General features: G+C 63.7%; 18 protein-coding genes. 6 read left to right on the top strand and 12 right to left on the bottom strand.

Annotation, left to right across the window (positions count from 1 at the left end; genetic code table 11):
• Positions 1-117 precede the first annotated feature (117 nt).
• Together R6258_RS00170 and R6258_RS00165 are read left to right on the top strand one after the other, a co-directional pair.
• Positions 118-1,572: a circularly permuted type 2 ATP-grasp protein gene (locus R6258_RS00170; protein WP_318446029.1), complete on the top strand. Its 1,455-nt coding sequence runs from the start codon at positions 118-120 to the stop codon at positions 1,570-1,572.
• Between the two features lie 5 nt (positions 1,573-1,577).
• A complete protein-coding gene (locus R6258_RS00165) occupies positions 1,578-2,573 on the top strand; it encodes an alpha-E domain-containing protein (protein ID WP_318446026.1) in 996 nt (331 codons plus the stop codon).
• 67 nt (positions 2,574-2,640) lie between these two features.
• Here the strand turns inward: R6258_RS00165 and R6258_RS00160 are convergent, their stop codons facing one another.
• A complete protein-coding gene (locus R6258_RS00160; protein ID WP_318446021.1) occupies positions 2,641-3,720 on the bottom strand; it encodes a putative zinc-binding metallopeptidase in 1,080 nt (359 codons plus the stop codon).
• Between the two features lie 220 nt (positions 3,721-3,940).
• Between R6258_RS00160 and R6258_RS00155 the strand changes: the two genes are divergently transcribed.
• The 3 genes from R6258_RS00155 to R6258_RS00145 all read left to right on the top strand — a co-directional run bounded on the left by R6258_RS00155 (position 3,941) and on the right by R6258_RS00145 (position 7,259).
• Positions 3,941-4,825, top strand: a complete 885-nt coding sequence (locus R6258_RS00155) for a carbon-nitrogen hydrolase family protein (RefSeq protein ID WP_318446019.1) — start codon at positions 3,941-3,943, stop codon at positions 4,823-4,825.
• A 111-nt stretch (positions 4,826-4,936) separates the two neighbouring features.
• Positions 4,937-6,658, top strand: a complete 1,722-nt coding sequence (locus tag R6258_RS00150; protein ID WP_318446017.1) for a proline--tRNA ligase — start codon at positions 4,937-4,939, stop codon at positions 6,656-6,658.
• A 28-nt stretch (positions 6,659-6,686) separates the two neighbouring features.
• Positions 6,687-7,259: a lytic transglycosylase domain-containing protein gene (locus R6258_RS00145; protein ID WP_318446015.1), complete on the top strand. Its 573-nt coding sequence runs from the start codon at positions 6,687-6,689 to the stop codon at positions 7,257-7,259.
• Between the two features lie 76 nt (positions 7,260-7,335).
• Here R6258_RS00145 and flgL read toward each other — a convergent pair whose 3' ends face one another.
• The 11 genes from flgL to flgB form a co-directional block, all read right to left on the bottom strand.
• Positions 7,336-8,529 (bottom strand): flagellar hook-associated protein FlgL, encoded by a 1,194-nt coding sequence (gene flgL / locus R6258_RS00140; RefSeq protein ID WP_318446013.1) that lies wholly within the window; start codon positions 8,527-8,529, stop codon positions 7,336-7,338.
• A gap of 31 nt (positions 8,530-8,560) precedes the next feature.
• Positions 8,561-10,501 carry a flagellar hook-associated protein FlgK gene (gene flgK, locus R6258_RS00135; protein ID WP_318446011.1) on the bottom strand — a complete coding sequence of 647 codons (1,941 nt, stop codon included), beginning with the start codon at positions 10,499-10,501 and terminating at the stop codon, positions 8,561-8,563.
• 90 nt (positions 10,502-10,591) lie between these two features.
• The gene (flgJ, locus tag R6258_RS00130; protein ID WP_318446009.1) at positions 10,592-11,698 is read right to left on the bottom strand and encodes a flagellar assembly peptidoglycan hydrolase FlgJ; all 1,107 of its coding nucleotides are present in this window, start codon (positions 11,696-11,698) and stop codon (positions 10,592-10,594) included.
• On the bottom strand, positions 11,698-12,831 hold the full coding sequence (locus R6258_RS00125; RefSeq protein WP_412176340.1) for a flagellar basal body P-ring protein FlgI: 1,134 nt from the start codon (positions 12,829-12,831) through the stop codon (positions 11,698-11,700). The genes flgJ and R6258_RS00125 overlap by 1 nt, the downstream gene beginning before the upstream one ends.
• 32 nt (positions 12,832-12,863) lie before the next feature.
• Positions 12,864-13,538, bottom strand: coding sequence for a flagellar basal body L-ring protein FlgH (locus tag R6258_RS00120; RefSeq protein ID WP_318446005.1), 675 nt, complete (start codon positions 13,536-13,538; stop codon positions 12,864-12,866).
• 50 nt (positions 13,539-13,588) lie between these two features.
• Positions 13,589-14,371 carry a flagellar basal-body rod protein FlgG gene (gene flgG, locus R6258_RS00115; RefSeq protein ID WP_318446003.1) on the bottom strand — a complete coding sequence of 261 codons (783 nt, stop codon included), beginning with the start codon at positions 14,369-14,371 and terminating at the stop codon, positions 13,589-13,591.
• Positions 14,372-14,396: 25 nt separating this feature from the next.
• Positions 14,397-15,134: a flagellar basal-body rod protein FlgF gene (gene flgF, locus R6258_RS00110; protein ID WP_318446000.1), complete on the bottom strand. Its 738-nt coding sequence runs from the start codon at positions 15,132-15,134 to the stop codon at positions 14,397-14,399.
• Positions 15,135-15,199: 65 nt separating this feature from the next.
• Positions 15,200-16,546, bottom strand: a complete 1,347-nt coding sequence (flgE, locus tag R6258_RS00105; protein WP_318445998.1) for a flagellar hook protein FlgE — start codon at positions 16,544-16,546, stop codon at positions 15,200-15,202.
• A 74-nt stretch (positions 16,547-16,620) separates the two neighbouring features.
• A complete protein-coding gene (locus R6258_RS00100) occupies positions 16,621-17,307 on the bottom strand; it encodes a flagellar hook assembly protein FlgD (protein WP_318445996.1) in 687 nt (228 codons plus the stop codon).
• Positions 17,308-17,337: 30 nt separating this feature from the next.
• Positions 17,338-17,745 carry a flagellar basal body rod protein FlgC gene (gene flgC, locus R6258_RS00095; RefSeq protein ID WP_318445994.1) on the bottom strand — a complete coding sequence of 136 codons (408 nt, stop codon included), beginning with the start codon at positions 17,743-17,745 and terminating at the stop codon, positions 17,338-17,340.
• A 5-nt stretch (positions 17,746-17,750) separates the two neighbouring features.
• Positions 17,751-18,164, bottom strand: coding sequence for a flagellar basal body rod protein FlgB (flgB, locus tag R6258_RS00090; protein ID WP_318445992.1), 414 nt, complete (start codon positions 18,162-18,164; stop codon positions 17,751-17,753).
• Positions 18,165-18,250: 86 nt separating this feature from the next.
• Here flgB and flgA point away from each other — a divergent pair, with 86 nt between their 5' ends.
• The gene (flgA, locus tag R6258_RS00085) at positions 18,251-19,051 is read left to right on the top strand and encodes a flagellar basal body P-ring formation chaperone FlgA (RefSeq protein WP_318445990.1); all 801 of its coding nucleotides are present in this window, start codon (positions 18,251-18,253) and stop codon (positions 19,049-19,051) included.
• The last annotated feature ends 13 nt before the right edge of the window (positions 19,052-19,064 follow it).

The raw sequence follows: 19,064 nt of genomic DNA, 5'->3' as shown, positions 1-19,064 counted from the left end.
TCCCCCGGGGAACTGGTATAGCCTGAGCAAAAAGCGCTTCGCAGCGCGAGCCTGCGAGGCGTTCCATGGATCGAGCCACCGTTGAGCTTCCCGGTGGCGTTCAGGCAGGGTAGGCCCATGAGTCTTATCGATTGGCAAAGCTATCGTTGCACGGATTTCTACGACGAGCTGCTGGCGGCCCCCGGACGGCCCCGGCCAGCCGCCAGGGAGCTGTGCGACATACTCGCCGGCTTCAGTCCGCAGGACCTTGCCGAGCGCAAGGCGGCCGCCGAGATCGCGATCCAGACCATGGGCATCACCTTCACGGTGTACTCCGAAGGCAGCATGATCGACCGCGCCTGGCCATTCGACATCGTTCCGCGAATCATTCCCGCCGACGAGTGGCGACGCACCGAGGCCGGGCTCAAGCAGCGCGTCGAGGCGCTCAACCTGTTCATCGACGATCTCTATCACGACCAGCGCATCATCAAGGACAAGGTGGTTCCCGCCGAGGTCCTCGCCCAGTCGGTGAACTTCCGCCCCCAGTGTCGCGGCATCGACCCGCCCCACCACGTCTGGGCGCACATCTGCGGTTCGGATCTGGTGCGCGACGGCGATGGCACGCTCTACGTGCTGGAAGACAATCTGCGCGTGCCCTCCGGGGTCTCGTACATGCTCGAGAATCGTAACGTCACCAAGCGCGTGCTTCCCGAAGTCTTCGCCACCGGGCGCATCCTGCCGGTCGACGACTACTGCGCCCAGCTCTACGACATGCTGGCGAGCCTGTCGCCGCGGCCACACGACGAGCCCCAGGTGGTCGTGCTGACGCCGGGCATCTACAACTCGGCCTATTACGAGCACGCCTATCTGGCCCAGCAGATGGGCGTCGAGCTGGTCCAGGGCTCCGACCTGGTGGTCGATGACGATGACATCGTCTACATGCGCACCATCGAGGGGCTGACCCGGGTCGACGTGATCTACCGACGCATCGACGATTTGTTCCTCGACCCCGAGGTCTTCAACCCCGATTCGACGCTGGGCGTGGCGGGGCTGATGCGCGCCTGGCGCTCGGGCAAGGTGGCGCTGGCCAATGCCCCGGGCGCCGGCGTCGCCGACGACAAGGTCGTCTATGCCTTCGTGCCCAAGATCATCAAGTACTACCTGGATCAGGAACCGATCCTGCCCAACGTGCCCAGCTACCTGTGCATGTTCGACGAGGATCGCCGGTACGTGCTCGAGCATCTCGACGAACTGGTGGTCAAGCCGGCCAATGAATCGGGCGGCTACGGCATGCTGATCGGCCCGCGCGCCACGCCCAGCCAGCGCGCCGAGTTCGCCGAACGGATCAAGGCCGACCCGCGCAACTACATGGCCCAGCCGACGCTCGACCTGTCCACCGCGCCGACCCTGTGCGACGGCGGCACCGAGGCCCGCCACGTCGACCTGCGCCCGTTCATCCTCTCGGGGACCGACATCCAGGTCACCACCGGTGGATTGACGCGGGTCGCGCTGGTCAAGGATTCGCTGGTGGTGAACTCCTCGCAGGGCGGGGGAAGCAAGGATACCTGGATCGTCGAAACCGACGGGGAGTGAGCGTCATGCTGTCGAGAGTGGCCGAGAATCTCTACTGGATGGCGCGTTACATCGAACGCGCCGAAGACACCGCCCGGCTGGTCAGCGTCAACAGCCACCTGCTGCTCGATCTGCCCCATCAGACGGCACTGGGTTGGTCGACGCTGATCGATATCACCGGTGGCGATGAGCTGTTCGACAAGCGCTACGACAGGCGCAGCGAGAAGAACGTCGTCCACTTCCTGTGCGTCGAGCCCGACAACCCCGGGTCGATCCTCTCCTCGCTGGCCGGTGCCCGCGAGAACCTGCGCACCACCCGCGATGTCGTCTCCCGCGAGATCTGGGAGCAGATCAACGAACTCTACCTGGAAGTGCGCGACCAGGCCGAGAACGGCCTGACGCCGCGCCGCCGCGATGGCTTCCTCAAGCGCGTGATTCGCGGCTGCCAGGCTCTCACCGGGGTGATCGAGGGCACCCTGAGCCACCTGTCGGCGAAGACCTTCATCGAGCTCGGCCGGCATCTCGAGCGCGCCGACATGACCACCCGCATCCTCGATGTGCGCTCGGGCAACCTGCTGCCCAAGGACCCCGAAGAGCTGCGCCCTTTCGAGCATCTGCAGTGGATGAGCGTGCTCAAGTCGCTGACCGGCTATCAGATGTATCGCCAGCAGGTGCGCCTGCGCGTGCGCGGCCCCGACGTGCTGCGCTTTCTGCTGCAGAACCAGCACTTCCCGCGGGCCGTGGCGCGCAGCCTCGAGGCGCTGTCCTGGGAGTTGCAGTCGTTGCCGCGCCACGACCGGGCATTGGCGGCGGCAGCGCTGGTGCGCGCCGATGTGCTCGAGGCCGACATGCAGGCGCTGGCGCGCTCCACCGATGAGTTGCACGCCTTCATCGATCAGTTGCAGATCGGCTTCAACAACCTTCACGACGCGATCGTCACCACCTACTTCGCACGCCTGGAAGACACGCCGCGCGGCCTGTTGCAGGGCGAGGCGATTAGCGAGGCGGACGACGAGGACTGAACGAGGCGGCAGCCCTTGGCTGCCCGCTCCCAGCGCCAGGCCCGCGCGCGGCGAGCCCCGGGGTCGCTCAGCCTGCCGGGGCTCGTGCGCCTGTCGCCAGACGATCCGCCCGCTGCACCAGCCGATGCACGTACTCGAGCTTGTCGCGAACCGCCGGCGAGATCACGTGGGGCATGAAGTCGATCAGTCCCATGTCGCGGTTGAGCTCGTTGAGCGCCAGCCCGACCTGATGGAAGGCCGCCAGCATGGCCGGCAGACTGTCGTCATGGTCGACCCCGGTCAGTCCCAGGTGACGGGCGGTATCGAGCACCGAGACCAGATCCAGGTAGAAGGCAAAGGTTTCGGCGAAATCCTCCCATGGATGCATGGTGGCGTAGGCCGAAATGAAGTGCTGTGACCAATCGTCGGGCGGCCCGACTTCATAGTAACGCTCCAGCGCCTCGCCATAGGTCGGTGAATCGTGATCGCCGAAGACTTGGCGGCTGCCCTCTTCGTCGCGCCCCTTGATCAGCAGGTCCCAGTAATAGTGGCCGATTTCGTGCCGGAAGTGCCCGATCAGGGTGCGATGCGACTCGTTCATGTCGATACGCAGCCGCTCGCGCTCGACGTCGTCGGCCTCCTTGACGTTGATGGTGATGTGCCCGGTAGCGTGGCCGGTATAGACCTTGGCGGTCCCGGCGGTACTTCGCCAGAGTCCGGCATCGGGAAGCGCATCGGCCATGAACGAGAACGACAGCGGCGGCTCGAACCCCTCGTCGGCGGTGCCGTGCGGCAGCCCCAGCAGGTTCAGGATATAGAACAGCCGGCGCTTGGCCGCTTCCAGCGCGGCCCAGCGTTCGCGGTGACCGGGCACCGATAGATCGGGCACGACGTCGTTGTAGCGACAGCAGTCGCACAGCGACTGCGCCTCGCCACCGTCTTCGATGGGCACCATGCGATTGCAGACCCCGTGCTCGACGTAGTTCAGGCACTTGAGCAGTTCGGCGCCACAACCCTCGTGCGTGCACCGAAAGCCGCCCTCGGCGAGCGGCTCGAGTGCCGCTATCTGCGCGCAGGCCGGGCACCAGCCGACTTCGCGCTGACAATTCAGGCAACGGGTATTGTCGAAGAACAGCCGGGCACCACAGGCACACCGATAGGTTCGCATGATCTTGAGCCTCCCTGCGTCGAGATTGACGACGCTGACAGTTTAGAGCACCTGCCGCTTTCGTTATGCTGTTAAAAATACCCGGCGACCCAGCAGGAGACCCCATGTGCTATCGCGTTGCTTCAATGCGCGGGATTTCGACGGATCCCGTCGCCCAGTCACCGCAACAACCGACCGCGCGGGCTGATCGCGACGAGACCGACGCCTCGTGAGCCGCTGTGTGGAAATAGCCACCGCCCAGTACCCGATCGACGAATTCAGCGATTTCGCGGCGTTTCGCAGCAAGGCGGAACGCTGGGTGCGCAGCGCCGTCAACCACGGCTCGCAGCTGCTGGTGCTGCCCGAATACGGCGGCATGGAGCTCGCCTCGTTGCTGCCCGCGTCGATCCGCGACGACCTGCATGCCCAACTGCACGCGCTGCAACCGCTACGCGACGAGGCGATCGCCACCTGGCAGGCGCTTGCCGAGCGCTACCGGGTCACGCTGCTGGCGCCCTCGATGCCGTGGCAGATCGAGGACGGTCGCTTCGTCAACCGCGCCTGGCTGCTCGCCCCCGGCCATGCCGCCTGGCAGGACAAGCAGATCATGACCCGTTTCGAGCGCGGCCCCTGGGGCATCGAAGGCGGCGACGGGCTCAAGGTGTTCGATACCCCCGCGGGACGGCTCGGCGTGCTGATCTGCTATGACAGCGAGTTTCCATTGTTCGCGCGGGCGCTGGTCGAGGCCGGCGCCGAGCTGCTGCTGGTGCCCAGCTGTACCGATACCGAAGCCGGCTACCACCGGGTGCGCTGGTCGTCCCAGGCGCGCGCCATCGAGCAGCAGGTGGCGGTCGTCCATTCGCCCACCGTCGGCGAAGCGCTGTGGTCGCCGGCGGTGGACATCAACATTGGCCGGGCTGCCGTCTACACGCCCTGCGATCATGGCCTGCCGCCCGATGGCGTGCTGACCATGGCCAACGATGCGACGCCGGGCTGGCAATTCGCGCGCCTCGATCTCGCTGCCATCGCCGCGCTGCGTGAAACCGGCCAGGTCGACAACTATGCCGATTGGCAGCGCCAGCTAGCCCAGTTGCCAACGCCGGTCACTCAGGTCTCGCTGCGCTGAGGCAGCGACCGGCGAGCGCGCTTTTGCTGCGTCCCCGGCTTGACCGTACAATGCCCCGAGCACTCTTTTCCGTCCCGTCCACGATGCTTACATGAAGGAAACGCCGGACCCATGCGCGCCAGCCAACTGTTGATCGCCACCCTCAAGGAAGTGCCCGCCGACGCCGAGATCGTCAGCCACCAGCTGATGCTGCGCGCGGGCATGATTCGCCGCCTGACCTCGGGGCTCTACACCTGGCTGCCGACCGGCCTGCGCACCCTGCGCAAGGTCGAGCGCATCGTCCGCGAGGAGATGGATCGCGCCGGCGCCCAGGAAGTGCTGATGCCCGCCGTACAGCCGGCCGAGCTGTGGCAGGAGTCGGGGCGCTGGGAGCAGTATGGCCCGGAGCTGTTGCGCCTCAAGGATCGTCATGAGCGCGACTACTGCGTCGGCCCGACCCATGAGGAGGTGATCACCGACCTGGTGCGCAAGGAGATCTCCAGCTACAAGCAGTTGCCGATCAACTTCTATCAGGTGCAGACCAAGTTCCGCGACGAGATTCGCCCGCGCTTCGGCGTGATGCGCTCGCGCGAGTTCATCATGAAGGATGCCTACTCCTTCGACACCGATGAAGAAGGTCTCAAGCGTTCCTATCAGACGATGTACGACGCCTATGTACGTATATTCGAGCGCCTGGGGCTGGATTTCCGTCCGGTGCTCGCCGACAACGGCTCGATCGGCGGTACCGGCTCGCATGAGTTCCACGTGCTTGCCGATTCTGGCGAGGACGCCATCGTGTTCTCCACCGGGTCCGACTACGCCGCCAACATCGAGAAGGCCGAGGCCCTGCCGGCACCACTGGGCGAGAGGCCCGAGCGCGCCGCCCCCGGCGAGGAACTGCGCCTGGTCGACACACCCGACGCTCGAACCATCGCCGCGCTGGTCGAGCAACACGGCCTGCCGATCGAGAAGACCGTCAAGACGCTGATGGTGCGTGCCGCCCAGGGCGGGCTGATCGCCCTGCTGGTGCGCGGCGATCACGAACTCAACGAGATCAAGGCCGAGAATCTGGCCGAGGTGGCGACGCCGCTGACCATGGCCACGGAGGCCGAGATCCGCGCCGCGGCGGGTGCCGGCCCGGGCTCGCTGGGCCCCGTCGAACTCGACATGCCGATCATCGTCGATCGCAGCGTGGCATTGATGAGCGATTTCGGTGCCGGCGCCAACGTCGACGGCAAGCACTATTTCGGCATCAACTGGGAACGCGACGTGGCCCTGCCCAAGGTCGCCGATCTGCGCAACGTGGTCGAGGGCGACCCCTCGCCGGACGGCCAGGGCTCGCTTTCGATCACCCGCGGCATCGAGGTGGGCCACGTCTTCCAGTTGGGCCAGAAGTACTCCCAGGCGATGAACGCCACGGTGCTCGACGATAGCGGCAAGGCCGCCAAGTTGTGGATGGGCTGCTATGGCATCGGCATTACCCGGGTGGTCGCGGCGGCGATCGAGCAGAATCACGACGCCAATGGCATCATCTGGCCCAATGCCATCGCCCCGTTCGAGGTGATGCTGGTGCCGATGAATGCGCACAAGTCGCAGCGCGTGCGCGAAACCGCCGAACGCCTGTACGGCGAACTCCGCGCCCAGGGCATCGACGTACTGCTCGACGACCGCGATACGCGCCCCGGCGTCAAGTTCGCCGACCAGGAGTTGATCGGCATTCCGCACCGCGTGGTGATCGGCGACCGCGGTCTGGACAATGGCGAACTGGAGTACAAGGGCCGCCGCGACAGCGACAACACCATGATCGCCGCCGATTCCCTGATCGATTTCCTGCGTGAGCGCCTGCAGGGCTGATCGGCGCCGGTCATGGCCGCGTGGCCCGGTGGCGGCGTTCGTCGCCGCCGCGCTGCTGGCGGGCCCTCCCGTGGCGCAGGCGGCGGCACGCGTCCCCGAGGACATCCCGCCGACGTTGATCGACACTCTGGAAGCCGTCACCAGCGACGATGCACCGGTGGCTACCCAACCCGCCACGCACTGGGTCGAGCGCATGCAGGCGCGCCTGGCCCCGCGACTCCCCGACGCCCAGGCACGCCGCGAGCTACTGGCGCGTATTCGCGCCGAAGCCAGGCTCGCCGGGCTTGCGCCGGAAATCGTCCTCGCCGTGATCCAGGTCGAGAGCGCTTTCCAGCCGGGCGCCCTCTCCCCGGTCGGCGCTCAGGGCCTGATGCAGGTGATGCCGTTCTGGAAGCGCGTGATCGGGCGCTCCGGCGATGACCTGCTCGATCCCGGCACCAATCTGCGCTACGGCTGCACGATTCTCGCCTACTACCTGCGCCTGGAGAACGGCGATCTGACACGCGCCTTGGCGCGCTACAACGGGAGCCTGGGCGAAACCTGGTATCCCGAGCGTGTCATGCATGCCTGGCTCACCGATTGGCTCGCGCCACCGGCGTGAAAAGCAATCCGCGACCACGAAAAACGGCGCCATCGAGGCGCCGTTTTTTTCGAAACATTTTCAATGTTGTCGCGGTTCAGAGCATCTCGAACAGGCTCATCCCACGCATGTCGACGAAGGTCTTCTGCGAGGCCTGCAGGCCCACCTGGCGCAGTGTGTAGTCGGAAATCGCACTGGCGTAGTCCAGGTCGACCAGTTCGGACAGGGTCGATTCGTAGTTCAGGGTACGATTGCCACCCACGGTGTCCAGCACGTCCAGCTCGTTGAGCCGCGCGCCGACCGAGGCCCGCACGGTGAGTACGTTGTCGAGGCTATTGTCGAGCTGGCGACTGACCGATGACAGCGTGTTGCTCAGGTCGGCCCGCTTGGCCGATGTATCGGCGGGCGCCTCCAGAGCGGCCAGGGCGTTTTCCAGTGTCGCGAAGACACTCTGGTCCTGCCCCTTGGCCATCTCGATGACGTCATCCTGCTTTGGCTCGCCTTCCAGCGTGATGGACATGCCCTTGAATTCGATGGGCTCGCCAGCCGTATAGGTGTCGTTCAATACCTCGTTGCCCAGACGGTCGGTAATGCTGAAGGTCGTCGAATCGGTGAATGTCAGCGTATAACTTTCGCCGAAGCCATCCGCCGAGGCGTCCCTGACGCTGGGCCCGGTAAAGGTCAGTGTGCTGTCCGCCGCCGTGGTGGCTTCGGCCACGTAATCGGATCCGGCATGCACCCCGGAGAAGACTTCCAGGCCGCTATCGCCCACCGGCATCCGGCGCGACGAGTCGACCTGCTGGGCACGCACCGAGTCGGCGCCCTGGTATACGACCTTACCGTCCTGCTTGACGAACGGCGAAGCGTTGTCCTTGACGCCGCCGAACAGGTAGTCGCCGTTGCCGTTGGTGGTGTTGGCCTGCCCCAGCAGGCTCTCGTAGATGCCGCGCAGCTCGCTGGCGATCGCGGAGCGGTCGGCATCGCTCAGGGTACCGTTGCCGGCCTGCACCATTAGCGTCTTGGCGCTGGAGATCGCATCGCCGACGCTGTTGAGTACGCTCTCTTCCTGGGACAGTGCATTGCGCGCCGTGACGCGGGCATCGGCGTACTGCTGCGATACCGCCATCGACTGCGAGACGCTGACTGCGCGCGAGGCGGCCTGCGGGTCGTCGGAGGGATTGACGACGCGGCGCCCGGTTGCCAGCTGCTGGCCGACGTCGAGGAAGGCGCTCTGCTGGCGATTCATCGACGACAGGCTGGATTCAAACATGGTCACGGTGCTGATGCGCATGACGAAACCTCAATAAGCTAGGTAACCGGGATCAACGAATGCCCAGGATGGTGTCGAGTAGCGTGCTGCCGGTCTGGATGACCTTGGCATTGGCCTGGTAGAACTGCTGAAAACGAATCAGGTTGGCGGCTTCCTCGTCGAGGTTGACCCCCGACTCGGACTGCTGCACGGCCGTCAACTGCTCGGTCAGCACCGATTGCGCACTCAGATTCGCCTGGACGACGTTGGTCCGGTTGCCCACATCGCTGACCAGTGAGGCATAGGCCTCGCTCAGGCTCGCCTTGCCCTCGACCAGTCCACCATGCTGCAGGTTCTGCAATGCCAGGGCGTTGCGGTTATCGCCGCTGGAGGGGTCCGACGACAAGGTCAGGGTGTCCCCATCGATGGGCTTCCCACTGAATGTCATGCTGACGCCGTTGATGGACAGCGTATCGCCCGTAGAAAGCTGGACGTTCGCCGGGTCCGCCGGGACCTCGCCATTGACCAGAACTTCGCTGCCGGTGGGCGCGTCATGGCTCAGGGTGAAGGTGCCCGCCGCATTGTCTGCATTGCTCACCGTCATCACGATGTCAGACGCGGGGAGCGCGAAACCTTCCTCGACCTTGACGCTGCTGGCCGCCAGGGTACTGCCCGTCTGGAGCGACGGGGTTACCTTGACATGGGCACTGGCGGCAATCTTCGAAGTATCGTGAATGACGTTTTCCAGTTGTCCGGCCAGATTCTTGGTCGGCTGAATCAGGAAGGTATCGCCTTCGGCGATCGCCCCCGCCGACTCGTCGAGCGTCAGGGTCATGCCGTCGAAAGACAAGGTCTTGTTGCCGTCGGCATCGGTTTCGACCGCCGGCTGGGGATCCAGCGGCTGCTTGCTCCCCGCCCGCGAAACGACGAAATCGCCACTCTCGTACTTGATCCGATAGTCGCTGGTCGTCACCGCGGAAAAATCGCTGAATTCGGCGGAGAAGCTGGCATCGCTGGCATTCTTCTCGTTGGAAAAGACGCTCGGCGAGCCAATGGCGAAGAAGTCCTGCCCCTGGGCGCCATTGAGATCCTGTCCGGCACGATGCTGCTCATTGAAGCCTTCGGCCAGCGCCAGCGCCATCTGCCCGACCTGACTCTGTGTCTTGTCCAGGGTCTCGCTGCGGAAGGTCATCAGACCGCCGAGCGTGCCACCCTCGAAGGTCGATTCGCCAAGCTCGATCTGGCTACCGCCGGGATCGTTATAGGCGACCACGGTGCGCGTCGGATCTGACGACGAAGCGACCGCCTCCAGCGAATAGCTCCTGTTGCCGGCGACCAGCGGCTGGCCATTGGCCATGGTCAGGTTGTAGGTGCCGCCATCCTGGATGGACAGCTTGACGTCCATACGCTCGCTCAAATCGGCGACCAGATGGTCGCGCTGATTGAGCAGATTGTTGGGTATGTCGCCGGTCTTGGCCTGGGTCAGCGAGATCTGCCGGTTGAGCTTGGCCAACTGATCGGTGGTGTTGTTGATCTGGGTGACTTCGTCACGGATCTGGCCGTTGATGCCCGATTGCATGTCGTCGAGATAGCTGTCGAAGGCACGGAACTGGGCGGTCAGCGTATCCGCGCTGCCGATCAGCCCCTGGCGTGCCGCCGGGTCGGAGGGCGCCCCGGACAGGTCTTCGAGCGACGAGAAGAAGTTCTGCATCAGCGGCGCGAGCCCGGCCTCGCCATCGGCCAGCAGATTGTCGAGCTGGCTGACCTGGGTGTCGTAGGCCTGCAACGCGCTCGAGCGACTGGTCGCCTCGTTGAGCTGCGAAGCGATGTACTGGTTGAACTGGCGCTCGATGTCGTTGACCTGGACGCCGCCACCACTGGGGCTTGTTTCACCCAGTTGCGTGATCTGGCGATTGTAGCCCGGCGTATAGACGTTGCTGATGTTGGTACTGGTCGTCTGCAGGGCAACCTGGGCAGCGCTGAGGCCGCTAAGGCCGGTGGAAAAGAGGCTCATGGGTCCGTCCCGATCTAGGAGCTAGCAATTAACCAATTTATCGGCCAGCGCTCATGAAACTTGAAGCCGGCCACCCATTTTTTGGACGACTCAGAAGATCTGCGTCGGCAGCCTGTCGATGGCGTAGGCCTCGAGCTTGGCGCGAGCGTTGTTGACCGGCCTCGCTTCGTTAGACGCCAGTTGCGTCTCGTCCGCCCCGCGCAAGCCCAGCGTATCCATGATCGCGATCAGCTTGTCGGCGTAGGCCGGGTCGGTCGCGTAACCGCCCGCCTGCAGGGCGCGCGCCGCATTGCTGGCGTTGCTTGCGGTGACGACCCCGGCGTAACGCGGATTGTCGCCGATCAACCGGGCGTAGTCGGTGAACGCCGCCTCGAAATCGTCGTAGACCCGGAAGCGGTCGACCATTTTCACCGCCCGTCCGTCGACATATTCGGTGGTGGTGATGTCGGTGGTCTCACCCTGCCACTGGCTGCCCGCCTTAATGCCGAACAGGTTATGACTGTTGTTGCCATCCGCGGTGGGAATTTCATGGCGGCCCCAGCCGGTTTCCAGCGCGGCCTGCGCCAGGATCAACTCGGCCGGCACACCGGTAGTGCGGCTGGCAGCCTGCGCGGGACCGTGGAGCTCGCGCAGGAACTCGGCGACGTGCGCCGGGCGCTCGCGATCGGTAGAACCCGTGGGCTCCGTTGCGCCGCGAGCAGCCGATTCATAGCCGCTACCCGCTGGCTTCAGTTCCAGCGCATCAAGGAACCGCGTCACGGGCTCCTCGGTTGGCGCGTCGGCAGCCTGGGAAGCCACCGGCACGTCTCCCTGCAGGCCGCCATGCAATACTCGCGGCGTGCCGCGCGGTATCCCGGCGATCAGCGATTCACTGGCGCTGTCGACCTTGGGTACCAGGCCACGATCCTCGAGCTGCTGCACCAGTTGTTCGGCGAGCCCGACCCCCTGCCCGGACAGATGCTGCGACCATTGCTGGTCGAGCATCTCCGTATAGAAGCGTGTCTGCTGGCTGTCCAGCAGCCCCGACTGAGGAGTCGCGTCGCGCATGCTCTTGAGCATCATCTTGAGGAACACCGCCTCGAACTGCTTGGCCGCTTCACGGACGCCCTCCTCGGGCCGGCTGCTGGCGGTCTGCTTGAGACGCTGCAGACCTTGGAGGTCGAGCGCGAACTGGCCGCCGGTGCTGTCCATCGCCATCAGATGATCTCCAGATCCGCGCGCAGCGAGCCCGAAGCCTTGAGCGCCTGCAGGATCGACATCAGATCCTGCGGCGTCGCGCCCAACGCATTGAGTGCATTGACGACCTTGGCCAGATCGGCGCTGGTATTGAGCATCTGCAACGCGCCGCCTTCCTGGGCCACCGATACTTCGGCGTTGGGCACGACCACGGTCTCGCCTTCGGAGAACGGATTCGGCTGGCTGACCTGGGGATTGTTGTCGATGGTGATCGACAGATTGCCATGGGCCACCGCCGCCTGGCGCAGCGTCACGCTACTGGTCAACACCACCGAGCCGGTGCGCGAATTGATGATCACCCGGGCAGGCTCCGCGCCCAGCGCCAAATCGATATTCTGTACCCGGGCCATGAAACGCACGCGGTCGTTGCTGCCCATCGGCGTCTGCAGGCGGATCACCCGGCCATCCAGCGCCGAGGCTACCGGTGCGCCGAACTCCTGGTTGATCGCCGCCACGGCACGCTGGGCGTTGTCGAAGCTGTACTCGTCGAGTTGCAGGTCCAGGGTGCCATTGGCACCGAGTTGTAGCGGCACTTCGCGCTCGACGGTGGCGCCGCCATTGATGCTGCCGCCGGCCTGCTGGTTGATGGAAACGCTGCTGCCGCCCGCTTCCGCCCCGGCACCACCAACGAAGACATTGCCCTGAGCCATGGCATAGACATTGCCATCGGCGCCCTTGAGCGGCGCCATCAGCAGAGTGCCGCCACGCAGGCTGCGTGCATTACCCACCGAGGAAACGACGACGTCGATCTCCTGGCCCTGACGGGCGAACGGCGGCAGCTTGGCGGTGATCATGACCGCGGCGACGTTCTTGAGCTGCATGTTGGTCCCCGCCGGCACGCTGATGCCCAGTTGGGAAAGCATGTTGGTCAGACTCTGGGTGGTGAACGGCGCCTGGGTGGTCTGGTCGCCCGAACCATCCAGGCCGACGACCAGGCCGTAGCCGACCAGGGCGTTGTCACGCACCCCGGCAAAGGAAGCCAAGTCGCGAATGCGCTCGGCCTGTGCCGGCGTTGCCAGAGCAACCAGCAGGCACAGGCCTGCCAGCCAACGAAAGCCCGGCTGCGAAAACGAAAAGAAGCGGCGAATAGACATGATCATCAACCCTTGATGCCTGCGATGCATCATCAGAACGGTGACACATTGAGGAAGAAGCGCTGCAACCAGCCCATGGTCTGCGCCTCGTTGATATAACCGTCGCCCACGTATTCGATACGGGCATCCGCGACATCGGTCGATACGACGGTGTTTCGACCGGTAACCGTGCGCGGATTGACGACCCCCGAAAAGCGAATGAACTCGGTGCCCTGGTTGATGGCGATCTGCTTCTCGCCACGCACCCGCAGATTGCCGTTGTAGAGCACGTCGATAACCGTGACGGTAATCGTGCCGGTAAAGCTGTTGTTGGCGGCCGCACCGCCGCTGCCGGCAAAGTCGTTTTCGCCGGACACATCGAAGCCGTACTCGGCGAGCCGGTCGAGCGCATCGGGCAACTGGGAAAGCTCGAGGCTCGCGCTGCCGTTGCGACCGGCATTGGCCGACGAGTTCTTGCTGGCACTGACATCCTCATCGAGAACGATAGTCAGGATGTCGCCGATGTTGCGCGGACGGCGATCTTCGAACAACGGCTGATAGCTGGTGGCCGGCTGGTAGATCGAACCATTGGGGATCGGCGGCGGCGGCTCGTTGATGACGATCTTTTCCTGCTCACCGACCACCGACGGGCGCGGCAACTGCGCACAGCCGCCTACCGCCAGCATCAGGGCCCCCACCAACAAGCTCCGCAGCAAACGGGTCGGCATGCGTTTCCTCACCTCCAGCATCGATCCAGTATTCATGTGGCTACCACCGATCACAGCTGGGCCAGACGCGCCAGCATCTCGTCGGAGGTCTTCACGGCCTTGCTGTTGATTTCATAGGCGCGCTGGGTCTGGATCATGCCGACCATTTCCTCGACCACGTTGACGTTGGAGGTCTCGACATAACCCTGATACAGCGTACCGGCGCCATTCAGGCCGGGGACGTTGTCGTTACGCGGGCCGGACGCCGTCGTCTCGAGATACAGGTTCTCACCGATGCTCTCCAGACCCGTGGGGTTGCTGAAGGTCGCCAGGGTCAATTGCCCGACCTGATTGGACTGCGCGGTGCCCGGCTGGGTCACCGACACGATGCCGTCGCGACTGACCGAAACCGACAGCGCATTCTCGGGAATGAATACGGCCGGCTCGATGGGGTAACCGCTGGCGGTCACCAACTGGCCATTCTGGTTGACCTGGAAACTGCCATCGCGGGTATAGGCCGTGGTGCCATCGGCACGCGTCACCTGGAAGAAGCCCTTGCCGCTGATCGCGAGATCGCGCGAGTTCTCGGTATTTTCCAGGTTGCCCTGGGTATGCAGGCGTTCGGTTGCGACCGGACGCACGCCGCTGCCGATCTGCATTCCCGACGGCAGATTGTCCTGGACATTCGACTGCGCACCGGGCTGGCGCAGGTTCTGGTAGAGCAGGTCCTCGAACACCGCACGCGAGCGCTTGAAGCCGTTGGTGCTGACGTTCGCCAGGTTGTTGGAGATAACATCCATCTGCACCTGCTGAGCTTCCAGCCCGGTCTTGGCAGTCCACAATGAACGAATCATGATTCAATTCCTCGAAGGGTTAACGCTAGCTGGTAACGGACAGCAAGCTGTTGGCGCGCTGGGCGTTCTCGTCGGCGCTCTCGATGGTCTTCATCTGCATGTCGTAGCGGCGTGCGCCATCGATCATCGCGACCATCGCCTCGGTGGCACTCACGTTGCTGCCTTCCAGGGCCCCGCTGACCACCCTGACCGTATCGTCGGCCTGAAGCTGGCCACCGCCCTGCGGACGGAACAGGCCGTCCTCGCCACGTACCAGCGAACCCGGCTCAGGATTGACCAGCTTGAGCTGGCCCACCGGGCCGCGTGTATTCGGAGCGCCACCGGGCACGACGGCGCTCATGGTGCCGTCGGCACCGATACTCACCTCGGCACCCAAGGGGACGATGATCGGCCCGCCACCGCCCATCACCGGACGCCCCATGACGTTGACCACGCCGTTGGCGTCGACCTGCAGATCGCCGCGGCGGGTATAGGCTTCGCCATCGGCGGTCTGCACCGCTAGCATGCCGTCGCCATCGATCGCCACATCGAGTTCCCGGCCGGTCGTCGACAACGGCCCGGGCGTGAAATCGCTGCCCGGCGTGGATGCCATGACCGACGTGCGGGTCGCCAACCCATCGCCCTGAACCGGGACTGCACGCATGGCGCTGAGCTCGGCACGAAAGCCCGGCGTGGCGACATTGGCCAGGTTGTTGTTGACGACCGCCTGCTGGTCCATGCTCTGCCTGGCACCGCTCATGGCGGTATAAAGAATGCGATCCATGATGTTCGACTCTCGACTTGACGCACCAAGATGCCGGGCCAGAAAGGCCCGGCATCAGCTAGCCATTAACGCAGCTGGGCGATCTGATCCATCACCTCGGACTGGGTGCGGATCGAGTTGGTATTGGCCTGGTAGTTGCGCTGAGCGATGATCAGGTCGACCAGCTCCTTGGTCAGATCGACGTTGGAAGCTTCCAGCGTACCGGACTCGATGGAGCCGAACTGACCGATGCCCGCCGTACCAATCACTTCGGCGCCGGACTCGGCGGTCGCGGCCCACATGTTGTCACCCGCGGCTTTGAGGCCTTCCGGGTTACGGAAGTTAGCCAGCGCGATCTGGCCGGAGGCGACCGACTTTTCGTTGGTGAAATTGCGCATGATGGTGCCGTCATCGGCGATGGTGATCCCCACCAAGGTGCCGGAGGTGTAGCCATCCTGAACCAGCGAGTTCTGGGTCGAGTCGTTGGCGAACTGGGTCGTACCGGTCAAGGCGAAATCGAAGTTCAGATCAGCCGGAGCGCCACCCAGTTGCTCACTGGCAAACTGGATGCTGGGAGGCGTGATATTCGGCGCGGTCGTGGTCGTTCCGCCCTGGGTGATCGAGTTCAACTTACCGCTATCGTTGAAAGCGATATCGAACTGATTTTGCAGAGTGACTGAACCGGCATCAGCAACGCCGTCATTGTCGGCATCGGCCAGGGCGCTGGCAGAGACGATGCCATCGATGGCCATCGTGCCCTTCCAGGCATTGTCGCCCGTCTTCTCGAAGTAGACCGTTGCATTGCGCTGATTACCCAGGGAATCATAAACAGTGTAACTGCTTGAGTAATGGTAATTCAGTGCGGTCTTTGCCGTTGTCCCATCAGCCAGGGTCGCTGCAACGTTCACCGTGTTCAGTGTCGTTGCATCGGTTTCATCGATGCTGGCATCCAGGTTGTAGACGGCCTTCACGCCGCCTTCGGCTCCGGTCGCCTGCGCCGGCATATCGTCGGCCGGAATATTCATTGCCACCGGCTGTCCACCGGTCACAACTTCGGAGAACGGACCGCCACCCAGGCCATAGCCCATGATCTTGGCGCCCTGCGCGTTCACCAGATCGCCCTGCGCCGTCATGGTCAGCTGACCGTTGCGCGAGTAGCCGATCTGGCCCTCCTGTTCGAAGCGGTAGAAGCCGGTGCCGCTGATCGCCAGGTCGAGATTACGCCCGGTGGTCTCCAGGTTGCCGTTGCCGAAATCCTGCAGCACGCCGGCTACGCGGGTACCCAGACCTACCTGGCTATTGGCGAACACGTCGGAGAACTGCACCGATGAACTCTTGAAGCCGGTGGTCTGCGAGTTGGCGATGTTGTTACCGACGACATCCAGTTGCTGGGAAGCGGCGTTAACACCACTCAAAGCCTGTGAAAAACCCATTCTTAGTCTCCCTGCGAGCCAAGGCGCCCGCTACTTAATTGATTCTTGGTTAGTTCTTGGTAGCACTGCTGCCGTTAAAGAATCTGGCGGACGGCATCGAGTCCGACCTGACCGGAAATCGCACCGAGATCGAGTCTCGGCCCCGAGTCGGTGGTCAGCACACCGCCGACCTGCGCGTAGTTCAATGCGGTGACACTGACCGGCTCGCCACCTTGGCTGGCCTGAATGGATACGTTGTAGGAGCCATCGGCCGCCTGGGTCTTGCCATCTTGAAGGGTTCCATCCCAAGTAAAGGATTGAACACCGGCATCAAGTGCGCCTATATCGTCGGCGCTGAAACTGCGCACGACCTCACCCGAGTCGTTGGTGATGGTGATGGTGATGTCATCGGCCGGCTCTTCCAGTTCGACGCCGAACGGCGTGGTCACTTCACCCTCTTTCGCCACCCGGTTGCCAGGCACCAGCACGCCCTGACCGATCAGCGCCGCTGCCTGCAGATTCTGGCCGGCGCTGACCTGGCTGGTGATGCCTTCCAGCGTCTTGTTCAGGTCCTGAATGCCGTTGACCGTGTTGATCTGCGCCAACTGCGAGGTCATCTCGGCGTTTTCCATCGGGTTCATCGGGTCCTGATTCTTCAACTGAGTGACCAGCAGGGTCATGAAGCTGTTGCTGAGATCGTCGGTGGCCGTTGCCTTGCCGCTCGCTGAACCAGTGGTCTGGTTCATGCCGTTGAGTACGCTCGTATCGATGGTATTGGCCATGGGGTCTCCTGATGGCTACCAAAAGTTCGCTTAGTTCTCGCCCAGCGTCAGTGTCTTGAGCATCAGCGTCTTGCTGGTGTTCATGACTTCGACGTTGGCTTGATAGGAACGAGAGGCAGCAATCATGTTGACCATCTCGTTGACTGGCTCGACGTTGGGCATCGTCACGTAGCCCTCTTCGTCGGCCAGCGGATGCGCCGGCCGGTATTCGCGGCGCATCGGCGTGGGATCCTCGACCACTTCGCTGACGCGAACACCGCCGACACCGCCGGAAACGTCGGAACGCGTCTCGAACATGACCTGCTTGGCGCGATACGCCTCGCCATCGGGTCCGGCGACGCTGTCGGCATTGGCCAGGTTGCTCGCCGTGACGTTCATGCGCTGGGACTGAGCGGTCAGCGCCGAGCCGGAAATATCGAAAATACTGAACATGGACATGCCAATTACTCCGGTTGCATCGCGGTCTTCAGCCCCTGAATCTTACGACTCAGGATGGTCAGCCCCGCCTGGTAGCGAATCGAATTATCGGCGAACTGAGCGCGTTCGCGGTTCATGTCGACCGTATTGCCATCTAGGCTTGGCTGGTCGGGTATGCGATAAAGCAGATCGCGCCCGGCGCTGGCTGGCGCCTGAGCCTGGATGTGACGCTCCGAGGTGCGGGCCAGTGAAAGCCCACCCTCGGCCGGACGCCCTTGCTGCATGGCACGCGACAATTCAGCCGAAAAGTCGAAGTCGCGCGCCTTATAATTGGGCGTGTCGGCATTGGCGATATTGCTCGCCAACACTTTCTGACGTTCCGCGCGCAGGTTCAGAGCTTCCTGGTGAAAGCGCAGCGCTCCGTCAAGCATGTCGATCATTTCTTGTCCCCTGGCTCGGATGGGAAAGGTTCAGGCTGGAGAATAGACGCCGAGCTGTCTTCCCAAAGGAAGAAATAGGCCCTGGTTTGCTCATCATTTCCGCGTATGACAATCCCCCTCCAGCACTAGAATCGTCTCCAACGCATGGGGAGGAATCGATGCGCAACCGAAACCACAGTGCCTGCCCGAATAGTGGCGCCCACTTCGTGAAACTGCTGGCTGTCGCCGTCTTGATCTGGCTGGGCGCCCCCTCGGTAATGGCCGGGAGCGACGAACAAGCCTTGCTCGAGCGACGCGTCCATGACTTTCTGATCGAGCAGGCCCAGCCCCTCGGTGACAGCGTGAGCGTCAGCGTGCAGCGCAATCAGGCGCGGCTGCCCGCCTGCGACGATCCTCAACCCTTTCTACCGCAGAATAATCAACGGCTGTACGGGCGGGTCGCGGTCGGCATTCACTGCAACGGCGACGATGGCCGCACCCGTTATGTCCAGGCCGACGTTTCGGTGTCCATCGAGCACGTCGTTCTGGCGCGGGATGTTTCGCGTGGCGCGGCCCTGACAGCGCAGGATGTGATGCTTGAAAAGGGTCTCTTGGAAAAACTGCCGCGGCATGCCGTCACACACGCCGAGGACGCCATCGGGCTGGTAGCCACCCGGGCTTTGTCCGCAGGCACGACACTGCAGAGCTATCAGTTGCGTCGCCAGGATCTCGTCAAGCGCGGACAGACGGTAAGCGTCATTGCCAGCGGCGAGGGGTTTCAGGTCCGCCGCGAGGCGCAAGCGATGGATAACGGCGCGATGGGCGAACAGGTCAGGCTGCGCATCGCCAACGGCGAGTTGCTTCAGGCGCGGGTAATCGGCCCGAAGCGATTGAGCGTCGAATTCTGAGGCTAGCCGGCAA

Source organism: Halomonas sp. HP20-15 (genome assembly GCF_033446685.1).
GTDB lineage: Bacteria > Pseudomonadota > Gammaproteobacteria > Pseudomonadales > Halomonadaceae > Modicisalibacter.
This window is presented reverse-complemented; position numbering and strand designations above follow the sequence as displayed.

Bases quoted from the DNA above. Each gene is read 5' to 3' on its own strand.
- R6258_RS00120 (WP_318446005.1), bottom strand. From the start codon at position 13,538: ATGCCGACCCGTTTGCTGCGGAGCTTGTTGGTGGGGGCCCTGATGCTG.
- flgE (WP_318445998.1), bottom strand. From the start codon at position 16,546: ATGGGTTTTTCACAGGCTTTGAGTGGTGTTAACGCCGCTTCCCAGCAA.
- R6258_RS00160 (WP_318446021.1), bottom strand. From the start codon at position 3,720: ATGCGAACCTATCGGTGTGCCTGTGGTGCCCGGCTGTTCTTCGACAAT.
- flgC (WP_318445994.1), bottom strand. From the start codon at position 17,745: ATGTCCATGTTCAGTATTTTCGATATTTCCGGCTCGGCGCTGACCGCT.
- R6258_RS00100 (WP_318445996.1), bottom strand. From the start codon at position 17,307: ATGGCCAATACCATCGATACGAGCGTACTCAACGGCATGAACCAGACC.
- R6258_RS00170 (WP_318446029.1), top strand. From the start codon at position 118: ATGAGTCTTATCGATTGGCAAAGCTATCGTTGCACGGATTTCTACGAC.
- R6258_RS00125 (WP_412176340.1), bottom strand. From the start codon at position 12,831: ATGTCTATTCGCCGCTTCTTTTCGTTTTCGCAGCCGGGCTTTCGTTGG.
- flgB (WP_318445992.1), bottom strand. From the start codon at position 18,164: ATGATCGACATGCTTGACGGAGCGCTGCGCTTTCACCAGGAAGCTCTG.
- R6258_RS00165 (WP_318446026.1), top strand. From the start codon at position 1,578: ATGCTGTCGAGAGTGGCCGAGAATCTCTACTGGATGGCGCGTTACATC.
- flgF (WP_318446000.1), bottom strand. From the start codon at position 15,134: ATGGATCGCATTCTTTATACCGCCATGAGCGGTGCCAGGCAGAGCATG.
- flgG (WP_318446003.1), bottom strand. From the start codon at position 14,371: ATGATTCGTTCATTGTGGACTGCCAAGACCGGGCTGGAAGCTCAGCAG.
- flgJ (WP_318446009.1), bottom strand. From the start codon at position 11,698: ATGGCGATGGACAGCACCGGCGGCCAGTTCGCGCTCGACCTCCAAGGT.
- R6258_RS00150 (WP_318446017.1), top strand. From the start codon at position 4,937: ATGCGCGCCAGCCAACTGTTGATCGCCACCCTCAAGGAAGTGCCCGCC.
- flgK (WP_318446011.1), bottom strand. From the start codon at position 10,501: ATGAGCCTCTTTTCCACCGGCCTTAGCGGCCTCAGCGCTGCCCAGGTT.
- flgL (WP_318446013.1), bottom strand. From the start codon at position 8,529: ATGCGCATCAGCACCGTGACCATGTTTGAATCCAGCCTGTCGTCGATG.